The organism is Streptomyces sp. NBC_01476, assembly GCF_036227265.1.
Lineage (GTDB): Bacteria > Actinomycetota > Actinomycetes > Streptomycetales > Streptomycetaceae > Actinacidiphila.
The window spans coordinates 4,581,840-4,597,413 of sequence record NZ_CP109446.1 but is presented as its reverse complement, the minus strand read 5'-3'; the positions used below and the strand labels follow the sequence as shown (position 1 = coordinate 4,597,413).

At 71.8% G+C, this 15,574-nt stretch carries 12 protein-coding genes; 11 read left to right on the top strand and 1 reads right to left on the bottom strand.

Features of this window, described 5'->3' with window-relative positions; genetic code table 11:
• Nucleotides 1–7: 7 nt before the first annotated feature.
• Together OG552_RS20035 and OG552_RS20030 are read left to right on the top strand one after the other, a co-directional pair.
• Nucleotides 8–745 carry a response regulator transcription factor gene (locus OG552_RS20035; RefSeq protein ID WP_329140957.1) on the top strand — a complete coding sequence of 246 codons (738 nt, stop codon included), beginning with the start codon at nt 8–10 and terminating at the stop codon, nt 743–745.
• Nucleotides 742–2,127, top strand: coding sequence for a sensor histidine kinase (locus OG552_RS20030; RefSeq protein ID WP_329134842.1), 1,386 nt, complete (start codon nt 742–744; stop codon nt 2,125–2,127). The genes OG552_RS20035 and OG552_RS20030 overlap by 4 nt, the downstream gene beginning before the upstream one ends.
• Here OG552_RS20030 and OG552_RS20025 read toward each other — a convergent pair.
• Nucleotides 2,120–3,934, bottom strand: a complete 1,815-nt coding sequence (locus tag OG552_RS20025; protein WP_329134839.1) for a bifunctional metallophosphatase/5'-nucleotidase — start codon at nt 3,932–3,934, stop codon at nt 2,120–2,122. The genes OG552_RS20030 and OG552_RS20025 overlap by 8 nt on opposite strands.
• A 305-nt stretch (nt 3,935–4,239) precedes the next feature.
• Between OG552_RS20025 and OG552_RS20020 the strand changes: the two genes are divergently transcribed.
• From OG552_RS20020 to pstB, 9 genes are all read left to right on the top strand, one after another.
• Entirely contained in the window at nt 4,240–5,493 is a 1,254-nt protein-coding gene (locus tag OG552_RS20020) for an MFS transporter (RefSeq protein WP_329134838.1), read from the top strand.
• A 58-nt stretch (nt 5,494–5,551) separates the two neighbouring features.
• On the top strand, nt 5,552–6,472 hold the full coding sequence (mshD, locus tag OG552_RS20015) for a mycothiol synthase (protein ID WP_329134836.1): 921 nt from the start codon (nt 5,552–5,554) through the stop codon (nt 6,470–6,472).
• 467 nt (nt 6,473–6,939) lie between these two features.
• Complete coding sequence (locus OG552_RS20010; protein WP_443070981.1) at nt 6,940–9,162, top strand: RNA degradosome polyphosphate kinase; 2,223 nt, start codon at nt 6,940–6,942, stop codon at nt 9,160–9,162.
• A gap of 265 nt (nt 9,163–9,427) precedes the next feature.
• Nucleotides 9,428–10,477 (top strand): CHAD domain-containing protein, encoded by a 1,050-nt coding sequence (locus OG552_RS20005; RefSeq protein WP_329140955.1) that lies wholly within the window; start codon nt 9,428–9,430, stop codon nt 10,475–10,477.
• Nucleotides 10,474–10,899 carry an NUDIX hydrolase gene (locus OG552_RS20000; protein ID WP_329134832.1) on the top strand — a complete coding sequence of 142 codons (426 nt, stop codon included), beginning with the start codon at nt 10,474–10,476 and terminating at the stop codon, nt 10,897–10,899. Before OG552_RS20005 ends, OG552_RS20000 begins: the two co-directional genes overlap by 4 nt.
• A gap of 501 nt (nt 10,900–11,400) precedes the next feature.
• The gene (gene pstS / locus OG552_RS19995; protein ID WP_329134831.1) at nt 11,401–12,555 is read left to right on the top strand and encodes a phosphate ABC transporter substrate-binding protein PstS; all 1,155 of its coding nucleotides are present in this window, start codon (nt 11,401–11,403) and stop codon (nt 12,553–12,555) included.
• A gap of 112 nt (nt 12,556–12,667) precedes the next feature.
• Entirely contained in the window at nt 12,668–13,648 is a 981-nt protein-coding gene (gene pstC / locus OG552_RS19990; RefSeq protein WP_329134829.1) for a phosphate ABC transporter permease subunit PstC, read from the top strand.
• A complete protein-coding gene (gene pstA / locus OG552_RS19985) occupies nt 13,645–14,718 on the top strand; it encodes a phosphate ABC transporter permease PstA (RefSeq protein ID WP_329134826.1) in 1,074 nt (357 codons plus the stop codon). Before pstC ends, pstA begins: the two co-directional genes overlap by 4 nt.
• 58 nt (nt 14,719–14,776) lie before the next feature.
• Nucleotides 14,777–15,553, top strand: coding sequence for a phosphate ABC transporter ATP-binding protein PstB (pstB, locus tag OG552_RS19980; protein ID WP_329134824.1), 777 nt, complete (start codon nt 14,777–14,779; stop codon nt 15,551–15,553).
• The last annotated feature ends 21 nt before the right edge of the window (nt 15,554–15,574 follow it).

Below are 15,574 nucleotides of genomic sequence, written 5' to 3'. Positions count from 1 at the left end.
CGACACCATGAGCACCGGTGAGAGCGGCGAGGCACCCGCCCGCATTCTGATCGTGGACGACGAGCCCGCCGTGCGGGAGGCGCTGCGCCGCAGTCTCGCCTTCGAGGGGTACGACACCGAACTGGCCGCGGACGGCATGGCCGCGCTGGAGCAGGCGGCGGCGCACCACCCGGACGCGATCGTGCTGGACGTGCTGATGCCACGGATGGACGGGCTGACCACCGCCAGGCGGCTGCGCTCCGCCGGGGTGACCACCCCGATCCTGATGCTCACCGCGCGGGACACCGTCGGCGACCGCGTCACCGGGCTCGACGCCGGCGCCGACGACTACCTGGTCAAGCCGTTCGAGCTGGACGAGCTGCTGGCCCGGCTGCGGGCCCTGCTGCGGCGCAGCTCCTACGCGGCCGGGCCGGCCGGCAGCGAGCAGGACCACGCGCTCACCTTCGGCGACCTGCGGATGGACGCCGCGACCCGTGAGGTGACCCGGGCCGGCCGGCCGGTCGAGCTGACCCGTACCGAGTACACCCTGCTGGAGCTCTTCCTCAGCCACCCGCGCCAGGTGCTCACCCGCGAGCAGATCCTCAAGTCGGTGTGGGGCTTCGACTTCGAGCCGTCGTCCAACTCCCTGGACGTGTACGTGATGTATCTGCGCCGCAAGACCGAGGCGGGCGGCATGCCGCGGGTGGTGCACACCGTGCGGGGGGTCGGCTACGTGCTGCGCGCCCCGGACGGCGGGCATTCATGAACAACCTGCCCCTGCGGTCCCGGCTGACGATCCTGACCGCCTCCGCGGTGGCGGTCGCGGTGGCGCTGGCCGCGCTCGCCTGCTGGCTGATCACCCGCAACCAGCTCTCCAACCAGCTCGACTCCTCGCTGAAGGCGGTACGGCCCGACCCGACCCAGCTGGTGGCGGCGGCCCAGAACTGCCCGGCGAACCCGCAGGGCGGGCAGGTCGCGCCCAGTTTCTACACCGTCCGGCTGATCGCGCCCGACGGGAAGGTGTGCCTGGTCTTCGGCGATTCGCCGATCCCGGCGACGGCCGCGGACATCGCGGTGGCCGACGGCCGGGACCGGATCAGCGTGCACGACGCCACGGCGCAGAACGGTACGCCGATGCGGGTGGTCACCTACCAGGACCACCTGCGGTCCATCGGTTTCACCGCTTCGGTGGCCCGCCCGCTCACCGAGAACAACCACGCGCTGGACACCCTCGCCTGGGTGCTGCTCGCGGTGACCGGCGTCGGTGTGCTGGGGGCCGCGTCGGCCGGCCTGTGGATCGCCCGGGCCGGGCTGCGGCCGGTGGACACGCTCACCGGGACCGTCGAGCACATCGCCCGCACCGAGGACCTGAACGTACGGATCCCGGTCGAGGGGCACGACGAGATCGCCCGGCTGAGCACGTCCTTCAACGCGATGACCGCCGCGCTGGCGTCGTCCCGGGACCGGCAGCAGCAGCTGATCGCCGACGCCGGGCACGAACTGCGCACCCCGCTGACCTCCCTGCGGACCAATATCGAGCTGCTGGAGCGGAGCGAGGCGACCGGGCGGGCGCTGCCGCCGGAGGACCGGCGGGCGCTGCTCGCCTCGGTGAAGGCGCAGATGACCGAGCTGGCGTCGCTCATCGGCGACCTGCAGGAGCTCTCCCGCCCGGACGCGGTCCGCACGCCGGACGTGGTGCCGCTGCACGAGGTGACCGGGACCGCGCTGGAACGGGCCAGGCTGCGCGGACCGGATCTCAAGCTGGTGGCGGACGTACGGCCCTGGTTCGTACGGGGCGAGGCCGCCGCGCTGGAGCGGGCGATCGTCAACCTGCTGGACAACGCGGTGAAGTTCTCGCCGCCCGGCGGGGAGATCGAGGTACGGCTGGCCGGCGGGCAGCTGACCGTACGGGATCACGGTCCGGGCATCCCGGCCGAGGAACTCCCGCATGTCTTCGAGCGGTTCTGGCGCTCGCCGACCGCCCGCTCGCTGCCGGGCAGCGGGCTGGGCCTGTCGATCGTGGCGCGGACCGTGCAGCAGTCGGGCGGCGAGGTGACGCTGACCCCGGCGCCGGGGGGCGGCACGCTGGCCACCCTCCGGCTGCCGGGGGCGCCGACCGCGCCGCCCGACGACCCGGCGATCACCTGATGACGGTCACCCGGTTCGCGGCCGGCGGCGCGAGCGGCGCCGACGCGGAGGAGTGCGCGGTCAGGTAGGCGGCGAGGGCGGCCAGGTCGTCGCCGCCGACCAGCGGGTCGGTGCCCTGCCCGAGCGCGGTGAAGCCGTCGCCGCCGCCGGCCAGGAAGTTGTTCTCCGCGACGCGGTAGGAGGCGGCCGGGTCGAGCGGGGTGCCGTTGAGTTCCACCGAGCCGACCACGACCTGGTCGGCGCCGGTCTTCGTCCGGTCCAGGGTGTAGGTCAGGCCCTGCGAGATCTGCAGGATCTTCTCCGCGTTGCCGGCGTTGGCCCCGCTGACCTGCTGCTGGAGCGCGGTGATGAGCTGGGCGCCGGTGAGCGTGGTGAGGTTGACGGTGTTGCTGAACGGCTGCACCGCGAAGCCTTCCGCATAGGTGACGACACCGTCGCCCTCGCTGCCGGTGGCCGGGTAGACCAGGTCGGTGCGGATGCCGCCGGGGTTGGTGAGAGCCAGCTGCACGTCAGGGTCGAGGGTCCTGCCGTACTCCAGCTGGGCATCGGCGATCAGGTCGCCGAGCGGGGTCTCGCCCTCGCCGCGGCCGATGTCGCCGCTGATGTATCCGATGGTGCGGCCGGCCACCGGCGCGGCCAGGGTGCTCCAGCGGGCGATCAGCGCGGTCATGTCGGCGGCCTTGGGCTGCACGCGGTTCACCACGTGGTTGCTGCCCTTGACCGAGGTGCGCACGATGTCGTGGGTGCGCAGGTCGTACTTCATGTCCAGCTCGGTGTAGAGCCGGCCGAAGGAGGAGGCGCTGCTGACCAGCCGGGGGCGGCCGGCCGGGTCCGGAATGGTGCACACGTAGCTGTTGTGGGTGTGGCCGGTGACCAGGGCGTCCACGTCCGGGCTGATCTTCTTGGCGATGTCGACGATCGAGCCGGAGATGCCGGTGCCCGCGCCGCCCGCGTCGCAGTCGTAGTTGTAGTTCCCTGAGACCGGTACGCCGCCCTCGTGGATCAGGGCCACCACGGCGTTGACGCCCTGAGCTTTGAGGATCTTGGTGTACTTGTTGACGGTCTCGGCCTCGTCGAGGAACTTCAGGCCCGCGACGCCGGCCGCGGTCACGATGTCCGGGGTTCCTTCGAGGGTGACGCCGATGAAGCCGACCTTCACGCCCTTGACGTTCTTCACGGTGTAGGGCTGGAGGAGCGGGCGGCCGGTCCTGTCGTTGATGACGTTCGCCGACAGGTAGGGGTAGTCGGCGCCGTCGAAGGGCTTGCCCTGCTGGTAGCAGCCGTCGACCGGGTGGCAGCCGCCGTTCTGCAGGCGCAGCAGTTCGCCCTTGCCCTCGTCGAACTCGTGGTTGCCGACACTGGTGACGTCCAGGCCGATCTTGTTCATGGCCTCGACGGTGGGCTCGTCGTGGAAGAGGCCGGACAGCAGCGGGCTCGCTCCCACCAGGTCGCCGGCCGCGACGGTGAGCGAACGGTCGTGCCCCTTGCGGGCGGTGCGCAGGCTGGAGGCGAGGTACTCGACACCGCCGGCCGCGACCGCCTTGACGGTGCCGTCCGGCTGGAGCTCGTTGACGCTTCCGGAGGAGCCGGCCGGCGGCTCCAGATTGCCGTGGAAGTCGTTGAGGGCGAGGAGCTGGAGGTCGACGGCGGGGTCCGGCTTGGGATGGCCGTGGCCCTGGTGGCTGCCGCCCCCGCCGTGACCGCCGTGTCCGTCGTGGCCGTGGGCGGGTGCGGGACAGGCCGCGATCAGGGTGCCGACCGCCGCCAGGCTCGCCACACCCACCGAGATTCTGCGTGCCAGAGACATGAGTCCCCTCGGGTCCTTGGGTCAAGTACGGGTCAAGAGCTGTTCATGCGCTGGGCAGCATAGGGTCAACGCGCGTAGCGCGACAGGGGGTTGCCGGTTAAGTCCCGGTTACCACCGGGGTGGGGCGGCATGGGCGGTCGCCCGCCGCGCCGGGCGACCGCTCCGCTCCGCGCGGGGAGGCGGGCAACTCCCGCGCCACCGCTGACTCCAGCCCGCATCGTCTCGGCATGCGGAACAAGCTGTCTCACTCCCCGGATGTTCGGTCATAGTTGGTGGGACCATCCACCGAGGAGGTGCCGTCCGCTGTGCGACGTTGGATGATGCTGGCGCTGGGGACCGCCGCGCAGACCGCGGCCTGCGCGTTCGTCTACGGGATTCCCTATCTGGCCGACGACCTGCGCAAGCAGGAGCAGTTGACGCTGACTCAGGTGGGACTGCTGGTGGCCTGCCCCACCGCGGGGCTGGTGCTCGCGCTCTATCTGTGGGGCGCCGCCGCCGACCGGTGGGGGGAGCGGGTGGTGATCGCGCTCGGGCTGGGAGCCGCGGCCGGCGCGCTGGCCGCGGCGGCGTGGGGCGCGCACGGGATGGTCGCCTTCGGGGCCCTGCTGGTGCTGGCCGGCGCCGCGGGGGCCTCGGTCTACTCGGCCAGCGGACGGCTGGTGATGGGCTGGTTCGCCGCGCGGGAGCGGGGGCTCGCGATGGGGATCCGGCAGACGTCGACGCCGCTGGGGATGGGGCTGGCCGCGCTGGCGATGCCACCGCTGGCCGCCGCCCACGGGCTGACCGGGGCGATGGGTTTCCTCGCGGTGCTCTGCGGCGTCATCGCGGTACTGATCGCGGTCTTCGCCGCCGATCCGGCCCGCGCCAAGGGGGCCGCCGCCGGGCCCGCGCCCAATCCGTACCGCGGTGACCACACCCTGTGGCGGATCCACGGCTCGGCGGCCCTGCTGGTGGTGCCGCAGTTCACCGCGGGCGCGTTCGCGCTGGTGCTGCTGGTGGACGTACGCGGCTGGTCGCCGGTGCACGCAGGGCAGCTGATCGCGGTCGCCCAAGGGCTGGGCGCGGTGTCCCGCATCGTGGTCGGCCGCTGGTCGGACCGGATCGGCGAGCGGCTGCGTCCGATGCGGCGGCTGGCCGTGGTGACCTCCGCGGTGGTCGCCGCCACCGCGCTGACCACCGCTTTCCCCTCACCGCTCACCGCGGTCCTGCTGGTCGTGGCCATCGCGCTGACCGCGAGCACCAACGGGCTCTCCTTCACCTCCACCGCCGAGCTGGCCGGTCCCGCCTGGTCCGGCCGCGCCCTCGGCGTCCACAACACCGGCCAGAACCTGACCGCCGCCGTCGTACCGCCCGCCATGGCCGCGATCATCTCGGCGACCGCGTACTGGCCCGGCTTCGCGCTCGCCGCCGCCACCGCGGGCGTGTCCGCGCTGATCGTCCCGGTGACATCGCGCCGGGCCGCGGCCCGGGTGGCGGCCGAGTCCGCGCCTGAGTCAGAGGCCGGGTCGGCGCCCGGGTCAGCGGCGGGCTCGGCTGCCGACGGGACGATCAGCGCCTGACGGCCGCTTCACCGGTGGCGACCACCGGAGCCGGCGGCCGGCGCCGTACGATCGCGCTATGAGCGACCGGCGAATCGAGGCACTGTCCGAGCTCCAGCAGAGCGCCGCCGCGGCGGTTGTGGAGCTGATCAGGACCGCCGCTGCCGCCGACGGGCGGCCCGCGGTCTCCGAGCAGGGAATGCTGTACATCCGGCGGGGCAGCGCCCCCGGCGTACGGCATCTGCTGCTGTGGACACCCGGCGACACGGGTGACGAGCTGACCGGCTACGCCCAGATCGACGGCACCGACCCGGTGGAGGCACCGGCCGCCGAGTTCCTGATCCACCCGGACCGCCGCTCGCAGGGCCACGGCCGGGCGCTGGGCGAGGAGCTGCTCACCGCCACCGGCAAGCGCCTGCGGGTGTGGGCGCACGGCGGCCACCCGGCGGCCCGCCACCTCGCCGTCACCCTGCGGCTGAAGCTCTTCCGCGAGCTGCGCCAGATGCGCCGCCCGCTCGACGCGCGGCTCAGCGGGCTGCCCGAGCCGCGGCTGCCGGAGGGCGTCACGGTACGCACCTTCGTCCCCGGCCAGGACGAGGCCGCCTGGCTCGCGGTCAACGCCGCGGCCTTCGCCCACCACCCCGAACAGGGCGGCCTCACCCTGCGTGACCTGGAGGACCGGGAGGCCGAGCCGTGGTTCGACCCGGCCGGCTTCTTCCTCGCCTGCCGCGGCGCGGTCCTGGCCGGCTACCACTGGACGAAGGTGCACGCCGAGGAGGGCCTGGGCGAGGTGTACGTGGTCGGGGTCGCGCCCGGCGAGCAGGGCAGCGGGCTGGGCAAGGCGCTGACCTCGATCGGCCTGCGTCACCTCGCCCGGGACCGGGGCCTGACCACGGCGATGCTCTACGTGGACGCCGACAACGCGCCCGCGGTCGCCGTCTACGAACGCCTGGGCTTCACCGTGCACGAGACCGACCTGATGTACCGCACCGAGAACTGACCCCGGGGGGCGGACCACCGAGCGGGTCGCGATCGCCTGCCGGCGGCAGGCGAGCCCGCGGCCGTCCGGGTCCGCCCGCGGGCCTGCGCAGCGGCCGGCACGGTCTTCCGCCGGCCGGCGGAACGGCCGGGCACGGTCCGCCGCCGGCCGACGGAACGGCCGTTTCCGGCCTGGTGGCGGCGCCGGGAACGGCTCCCCACCAGGGCGTACCACGGGCGGGCACGGTGCGTTCCGGCGCCCCTGCCGGAAGCACCCCGCTTGCCTGACGGCCATGCGCTCGTTACCGGCGATTCAATCGTGCTTGCGAGCATCGCAGGATGCAGCCCGCTGCCCCTCCCCCCACTCCCCCGCCCGACCTGCCGGAATCGGCGGACACCCGGGACAATGGAGCGACGGCTGGGCGACGCCTCGGAAAGGCCGCCGGTCGGTCGTACGACGTGCCGGAACCGGAGGAGGGCTCGCAGACCATGGCCCAGACGAATCACCCCAGTGTCCCCTCGCAGCCTCACACGCCCGAGGGGGACCCCACCGCCGACGTCGCTTTCCGGCCGCGCGTCGTGCCCGACCTGTCGCCCGACCTCCCTGACCTGGCCTCGGCCGGTGAGGAGTACGGCGACGAACTGCCGCAGGGCCGTTTCCTGGACCGCGAGCGCAGCTGGCTCGCCTTCAACGAGCGGGTGCTCGAACTCGCCGAGGACCCGACGACCCCGTTGCTGGAACGCGCCAATTTCCTGGCGATATTCGCGAGCAACCTCGATGAGTTCTTCATGGTGCGGGTGGCCGGCCTCAAGCGCCGGATGGCGACCGGTGTCGCCACCCGTTCGGCCGCAGGGCTCCAGCCGCGTGACGTGCTGGACGGAATCCTGACCAGGTCCCGCGAACTCATGGCCCGGCACGCCGCCTGCTTCCAGAACGACGTGGCCCCGCAGCTCGCCGACGAGGGCATCCATGTGATCCGCTGGGGCGACCTGACGGAGAAGGAGCAGGCCCGGCTGGCCACCCTCTTCCGGCAGCAGATCTTCCCGGTGCTGACCCCGCTGGCCGTCGACCCCGCGCACCCCTTCCCGTACATCTCCGGCCTGTCGCTGAACCTCGCCGTCGTGGTCCGCAACCCGGTCTCCGGGCACGAGCACTTCGCCCGGGTGAAGGTGCCGCCGATCCTCTTCCGCTTCCTGGAGGCCGGGCCGCAGCGGTACGTGCCGCTGGAGGACGTGATCGCCGCCCACCTCGACGAGCTCTTCCCGGGGATGGAGGTCCTCGACCACCACATGTTCCGGGTCACCAGGAACGAGGACCTGGAAGTCGAGGAGGACGACGCGGAGAACCTCCTGCAGGCCCTGGAGAAGGAGCTGATGCGGCGCCGCTTCGGGCCGCCGGTACGCCTTGAGGTCGAGGAGTCGATCGCCCCCCGGGTGCTGGACCTGCTGGTGCACGAGCTGAAGATGAAGCACACCGAGGTCTATCCGCTGCCCGGGCCGCTCGATCTGACCGGTCTGTTCGCCATCGCCGGCCTGGACCGCCCCGAGCTGAAGTTCCCGCGGTTCATCGCCGGCACCCACCGCGACCTCGCCGAGGTCGAGTCCGCGTCCCCGCCGGACATATTCGCCGCCCTGCGCGAGCGGGACGTGCTGCTGCACCACCCGTACGACTCCTTCTCCACCTCGGTGCAGTCCTTCCTCGACCAGGCCGCCGCCGACCCGGACGTGCTGGCGATCAAGCAGACGCTCTACCGCACCTCCGGCGACTCGCCGATCGTGGACGCGCTGATCGACGCGGCCGAGGCGGGCAAGCAGGTGCTGGTGCTGGTCGAGATCAAGGCGCGCTTCGACGAGCAGGCCAACATCAAGTGGGCCCGCAAGCTGGAGGAGGCGGGCTGCCATGTGGTGTACGGGCTGGTCGGCCTGAAGACGCACTGCAAGCTGTCGCTGGTGGTCCGCCAGGAGGGCGAGACGCTGCGGCGCTACAGCCACGTCGGCACCGGCAACTACCACCCCAAGACCGCCCGGCTCTACGAGGACCTGGGCCTGCTCACCGCGGACCCGCAGGTGGGCGCGGACCTGTCGCACCTGTTCAACCGGCTCTCCGGCTACTCGCGGCGTGAGGCGTACAACCGGCTGCTGGTCGCCCCGCGCAGCCTGCGGGACGGGCTGATCCAGCGGATCGTGGCGGAGATCGACCACCACAAGGCCGGCCGGCCCGCGTACGTACGGATCAAGGTCAACTCGATCGTCGACGAGGTGATCATCGACGCGCTCTACCGTGCCTCGCAGGCCGGGGTCCCGGTGGACATCTGGGTCCGCGGGATCTGCGCGGTACGGCCGGGGGTGCCGGGGCTCTCGGAGAACATCCGGGTGCGCAGCATCCTCGGGCGCTTCCTCGAACACTCCCGGGTGTTCGTCTTCGGCAACGGCGGCGAGCCCGAAGTGTGGCTCGGCAGCGCCGACATGATGCACCGTAACCTCGACCGCCGCATCGAGGCGCTGGTCAGGGTCGCCGACCCGACGCACCGCGCCACCATCGGCCGCCTGCTGGAGACCGGGATGTCGGACTCCACGTCCTCCTGGCACCTGGCGGCCGACGGCAACTGGACCCGCCACAGCACCGACGCCGACGGACGGCCGCTGCGGAACATCCAGGAGATGCTCATCGACGCCCGGAGGCGCCGGCGTGGCCCATCAGCAGCGACCTGACACCCTCGCGGGCATCGCTTCCGACCCGCCCGGCGCCGCGACGGCGGGCGGCCGGGGCGCGCCGGACGGCCCGCGCGAGCACACGGACGACACCAACACGGGGAGCAACACGGTGGCCACCGGCGAAGCGGCAACGGGCGACCACCCGGCCGGTCCAGCACCCGCCCCCGGCGCCCCGGCGCCCGGGACGGACCCGGAAGCCGCAGCGGGCGGCAGGGTCCCGGAGGGTGCCGCGGGGGGAGCCGGGCGGAAGGGCACCGGTCCCGTGGGGTCCTCCGGGCGCGGCGGGGGAAGCGGGACCGCGGGGGACGTCCTCACCGGTTACCTGTGCGATCAGGCCACCACCTTTCTGCGCGGGCTCAGCCTGCGTGGGGAGAGCGAGGCCGACGCGGACACCCTGCTGCGGCGCAGCGCCCGGCGGATCGCCGGCGTGCTGCACACGTACGCCCCGCTCACCGACCCCGCCTGGTCGGAGCCGCTGCGCGCGGAACTCGGCTGGCTGTCGGCCACGCTGGGCCGTGAACCGCAGTACATCGAGCGGCTGGCCAGGCTGCTGGAGGCGCTGCGCCGGCTCTCGGCGCCCGGCGCCCCCGAACCCGTACTGGCCGGCGCCGACGCACTCGGCGGCGCCCTGCCCGAACCGCCCCCGCCGGCGGCGAACGGCTCGGGCCCGCTCGCCCTGGGCGCCGCCCGCGCCGCCGCCCTGCTGGAACGGCAGCTCACCCTGGCCCGCACCCGGGCCCACTCCGCCACGCTCCAGGCGATGGGCTCCTCCCGTTTCCACGGCCTGGCCGACTCCATCGCGGTACTGGCCTCCGAGGTACCGCTGAGCCCGACCGCCGACGGGCCGGCCGCCGCCCTGCTGCCGCCGCTGGCCACGCAGGCGTACCGGCGGCTCACCGACGCCGCCGACACGCTGCCCCTGCACCGCGCCGCGAACCCGTACAACGCCGAGGCCATGCGCGCCTCGCTCGGCGCCGAACTGACCGCGGACCTGCAGGACACGCCCTGGCACCAGGTACGGATCCTGCTGCGGCTGAGCCGGTACGCGGCCGAAGTGCCGGAGTCGGGGGCGCCGGGCGACCCGCGGTTCGCCGAGGCGGACCTGCTGCTGCGGCGGCACCGGGAGGCCGCCGAGTCCGCGGCCGCGGTGGCCGCCGCGGCCCGTACCCCGCGGATAGCGCCGGCCACGGCGTACGCGCTGGGCGTGCTGCACGCCGACCAGCGGCACGAGGTGGAGGCCGCCAGGTTCGCCTTCTCGCTGGTGTGGCGGCAGGCCGCACTGCCCGCGCAGGCAGGACCCCGCGCCCGGTGAGCGGGCACGCAGGGGACCCGACGACCGTGCACGCGGCCGGCGTGGTGCTGTGGCGCCGCTCGCCGTACGACGGCGCCATCGAGATCGCGCTGATCCACCGCCCGCGCTACGACGACTGGAGCCTGCCCAAGGGCAAGGTGAAGCGGGGGGAGGAGACGGCCGCCGCGGCGCTGCGGGAGACCCGCGAGGAGACCGGTCTCGAGTGCGTGCTGGGGGCGCCGCTGCCGGTCACCCGCTATCTGGTGGAGGGCCGCCCGAAGGAGGTCCGTTACTGGGCCGCGGAGGCGGGCGCGGGCTCCTTCGAGGTCAATCACGAGGTGGACCGGATGGTGTGGCTGCCGCCGACCGCCGCGCTGCACCGCCTCACCCACGACCGGGACCGCCCGGTGGTGGACGCGGCACTGCGCACCCTCGCGGACTGAAGGGCCGAGCGGACCGAGCGGACCGAGCGGGCCGAGCGGACTGCGCCGGCTGAACCGGCCGAACCGGCCGAACCGGCCGAACCGGCCGAGCGGGCCCACCGGCCTCCGTCCCCGCGCCGCCGGAGGTGAACCCTGGATGAACAGCACGCGAATCCGCGCCGAAACCCGGTACGGAACCCGCCTCCGTACCCCTCCCGCACCCCCTCTCCCGGGGCCGTGACCCGCCCGTGACCCCCGTGATCGGGTCGTGATCGGGGCGTTACCGCGCCTTTTCTGTTAACCCCGCGTGTCACTCTGACGACGTGCGGCTCAAGATCCACAAAGTCCGCCACCACCCTGATGGACGAGGTTCACCTCGCGTTCACCGTCTCCCGAGGGTCGCTTCACCTGATCTGCCTAATTTCGGCCTTACCGGTGAGCATCACGTCGCCGGGTGGATGCAGATACAACAACCCTCTGCTTCGCCGTCCACCGGCGGGCTCTCGGAAGGAACACTCGAAGGTGAAGCTTCAGCGTAAGAGCGGGCTCCGTGCCCTGACCGTCGGCGCGGTCGCGATTACCGGCGCGCTGGTCCTGACCGCCTGCGGTTCGGACAACAACGACGACAGCAGCTCCACGCCGTCGAGCAGCGGTCAGCCGTCGACCAGCGCCGCGGCGAACGCGGGCTCGATCTCCTGTGAGAAGGGCCAGATCCTGGCCTCGGGCTCCACCGCCCAGCAGAACGCCATCGACTCCTGGGTGAAGAACTACCAGCAGGCCTGCCCCGGGTCGACCATCAACTACAAGGGCTCCTCCTCCGGTGAGGGCATCGTCGACTTCAACCAGGGCACGGACGCCTTCGCCGGCTCCGACTCCCCGCTGAAGGACACCGAGATCGCGGCCTCCAAGAAGGTCTGCACCGACGGCCAGGGCATCAGCATCCCGATGGTCGGCGGCCCGATCGCGGTCGGCTACAACCTCCCGGGCGTCGACAACCTGGTGCTGGACGCGACCACCCTGGCGAAGATCTTCAACTCGCAGATCACCACCTGGAACGACCCGGCGATCAAGGCCCTCAACCCGAGCGCCACCCTGCCGAGCAGCAAGATCCAGACCGTCCACCGCCAGGACGAGTCCGGCACCACGGACAACTTCACCAAGTACCTCAAGGGCGCGGCCCCGGCCGCGTGGCCCTACGAGCACGCCAAGGCGTGGGCGGGCAAGGGCGGCCAGGCCGCCGCCAAGTCCGCCGGTGTGGCCAGCCTGGTGAAGCAGACCGAAGGCGCCATCGGCTACTTCGAGCTCTCCTACGCGACCGCCAGCAGCATCCCGACGGTCAAGATCAACACCGGTGCCTCCGCGCCGGTCGAGGCCACCTCCGCCAACTCCTCCGCGGGCATCGCCTCCGCGAAGGTCGTCGGCACCGGTGCGGACCTGTCGCTCGACCTGAGCGCCGCGTACGTCACCAAGACCGACAACGCCTACCCGATCGTCCTGGTGACCTACGAGATCGCCTGCGACAAGGGCAACAAGCCGGCCACCCTGCCGCTGACCAAGTCCTTCCTGAACTACATCGCGAGCGCCGACGGCCAGGCGCAGCTCACCGCGCAGGGCTACGCGCCGCTGCCCGACGCGATCGCCACGAAGGTCCGCTCCACCATCAGCGCCCTCAGCTGATCCACGCCGGCGGGTCCCGTGGCCAGACCCTTGGCCACGGGACCCGCCGTGCATCCGGTGCACCGCCGCCGGGGGAGCCGCCCGGCTCTCCCACCCAGACCGGAGAACTCCTATGACAACCACCGCTCCACCCACCTCCGCACCCCCCACCACGACCCGGACCGTCACGCGCCCGGGCGACCGGATCTTCGCCGGGATGTCCCGCGGGTCCGGCATCCTGCTGCTCGTGGTCATGGCCGCGATAGCCATCTTCCTGACCGTCCGCGCGGTCAGCGCGATCAGCAAGGACCACACCAACTTCCTGACCACCTTCGAGTGGAACGCCAGCCTGACCCCGCCGTCCTTCGGCGTCGCGGTCCTGGCCTACGGCACGGTCGTCAGCTCGATCATCGCGATGCTCATCGCGGTCCCGATCGCGGTCGGCATCGCGCTGTTCATCACGCACTACGCACCGCGGCAGCTCGGCGGCCCGATCGCCTTCGTGATCGACCTGCTCGCCGCCGTGCCCAGCATCATCTACGGCCTGTGGGGCGCGCTCTTCCTGGTGCCGCACCTGCACGGCCTCAACCTCTGGCTGGACAACTACTTCAGCTGGACGGTCATCTTCGCCAAGGAGGACCCCAACTCCTCGGCCCGCTCGCTCTTCACGGTGGGCATCCTGCTGGCGATCATGATCCTGCCGATCATCACCAACGTCAGCCGGGAAGTCATCCGCCAGGTGCCCAAGATGCACCAGGAAGCGGCGCTCGCGCTCGGCGCGACCCGGTGGGAGGTCATCCGGCTCTCGGTGCTCCCCTTCGCCCGCTCCGGCATCATCTCGGCGTCCATGCTGGGCCTGGGCCGCGCGCTCGGCGAGACGATGGCAGTCGCCACCGTGCTCTCCGCCTCGCCGCAGCTGTCCGCACACCTGCTGGACCCGATCGGCGGCACCTTCTCGCAGAACATCGTCGCCAAGTTCGGTGAGGCCGACGAGTTCGGCCGGGACGCGCTGATCGCCTCCGGCCTGGTGCTGTTCGTCATCACGCTGCTGGTCAACGGCGCCGCCCGGATCATCATCCAGCGCCGCAAGGAGTACTCGGGGGCCAACGCATGACCGACATCACGCAGGACCGGCCGCCGGTCGCGCCCGCTCCCCGGAACCACCTCGCCACCCGCCGGCTGCCCGGCTGGTCCACCCCCGCCATCGCGGTCGGCGCCATCGCGGTCGCCTGCGCCATCGGCGCCGCCGCCGGCCTGGACAGCCAGATCCAGTGGGGCCTGATCGCGCTGGTGCTCTTCGTGGCCGGCAACTTCGCGATCACCGCCCGGGTCGAGGGCACCCGCCAGGCCAAGGACCGGGTGGCCACCAGCCTGGTCTGGGCGAGCTTCATCCTCGCCGTCATCCCGCTCTACTCGCTGGTCCAGACGACGATCAGCAAGGGCGTGAAGGTCCTCGACGGCTCCTTCCTGACCCACTCGATGAACAACGTGCTCACCATCGGTCCCGGCGGCGGCGTCTACCACGCCATCATCGGCACCCTGGAGCAGGTCGGCATCGCCACCGTCATCGCCGCCCCGCTGGGCATCCTCACCGCGATCTACCTGGTCGAGTACGGCAAGGGCATGCTCGCCAAGTGGGTCACCTTCTTCGTGGACGTCATGACGGGTGTGCCGTCGATCGTCGCGGGTCTGTTCATCCTGTCGATCTGGTTCGTGATCTTCGACAAGGCACCCGCCTCCGGCTTCCCCGGCGCGCTCGCACTGGCGATCCTGATGATGCCGGTCGTGGTCCGCTCCACCGAGGAGATGCTCAAGCTCGTCCCGAACGAGCTGCGCGAGGCGTCCCTGGCGCTCGGCGTCCCGAAGTGGCGCACCATCACGAAGGTGGTCCTGCCGACCGCCGTCGGCGGTGTCACCACCGGTGTGATGCTGGCCATCGCCCGTATCTCCGGTGAGACGGCGCCGATCGCGCTGCTGGTCTTCGGCAGCAACATCATCAACAACAACCCGTTCAGCGGCCCGCAGTCGTCGCTGCCGTACTTCATCTACGAGCAGTACGGCAACGGCAACGACGCGAGCTACAACCGTGCCTGGGCGGCAGCCCTCGTCCTCATCGCCTTCGTGATGATCCTGAACCTGGTGGCCCGCGGCATCGCCCGCTGGAAGGCGCCGAAGTCCCGTTGAGCGGCCCCCGCCGCGCGACCGGTGACCCGGTCGAACCAGCAGAAAAGAAGTGATCCCCATGGCCAAGCGAATCGACGTCAGCGGCCTCTCCGCCTTCTACAGCAACCACAAGGCCATCGACGACATCTCGATGACCGTCGAGCCCGGCTCGGTGACGGCCTTCATCGGCCCGTCCGGCTGCGGCAAGTCGACCTTCCTGCGCACCCTGAACCGTATGCACGAGGTCACCCCCGGCGGCCGCGTCGAGGGCAAGGTGCTCCTTGACGACGAGAACCTCTACGGTCCCGGCGTCGACCCGGTGACGGTACGCCGGACGGTCGGCATGGTCTTCCAGCGGCCGAACCCGTTCCCCACCATGTCGATCTACGACAACGTGGCGGCCGGCCTGCGGCTCAACGGCATCCGCCGCAAGGGCGAGCTCGACACCATCGTGGAGAAGTCGCTCAAGGGCGCCAACCTCTGGAACGAGGTCAAGGACCGCCTCAACAAGCCCGGCTCCGGTCTCTCCGGCGGCCAGCAGCAGCGGCTGTGCATCGCCCGCGCCATCGCGGTCGAGCCGGACGTCCTGCTGATGGACGAGCCGTGCTCGGCGCTCGACCCGATCTCCACCCTCGCCATCGAGGACCTGATCGGCGAGCTGAAGTCCAAGTACACGATCGTCATCGTGACCCACAACATGCAGCAGGCCGCACGCGTGTCGGACCGTACCGCCTTCTTCAACCTGTCGGCGGTCGGGCAGCCCGGCAAGCTCATCGAGATAGACGACACCGAGCGGATCTTCTCCAACCCGTCCGTCCAGGCGACCGAGGACTACATCTCCGGCCGCTTCGGGTGACACAGACCGCCGTGCGGTGCT

Coding starts and splice junctions, on each gene's coding strand:
- OG552_RS20035 (WP_329140957.1), top strand. CDS start 8: ATGAGCACCGGTGAGAGCGGCGAGGCACCCGCCCGCATTCTGATCGTG.
- OG552_RS20025 (WP_329134839.1), bottom strand. CDS start 3,934: ATGTCTCTGGCACGCAGAATCTCGGTGGGTGTGGCGAGCCTGGCGGCG.
- pstB (WP_329134824.1), top strand. CDS start 14,777: ATGGCCAAGCGAATCGACGTCAGCGGCCTCTCCGCCTTCTACAGCAAC.
- OG552_RS20010 (WP_443070981.1), top strand. CDS start 6,940: ATGGCCCAGACGAATCACCCCAGTGTCCCCTCGCAGCCTCACACGCCC.
- mshD (WP_329134836.1), top strand. CDS start 5,552: ATGAGCGACCGGCGAATCGAGGCACTGTCCGAGCTCCAGCAGAGCGCC.
- OG552_RS20030 (WP_329134842.1), top strand. CDS start 742: ATGAACAACCTGCCCCTGCGGTCCCGGCTGACGATCCTGACCGCCTCC.
- pstC (WP_329134829.1), top strand. CDS start 12,668: ATGACAACCACCGCTCCACCCACCTCCGCACCCCCCACCACGACCCGG.
- pstA (WP_329134826.1), top strand. CDS start 13,645: ATGACCGACATCACGCAGGACCGGCCGCCGGTCGCGCCCGCTCCCCGG.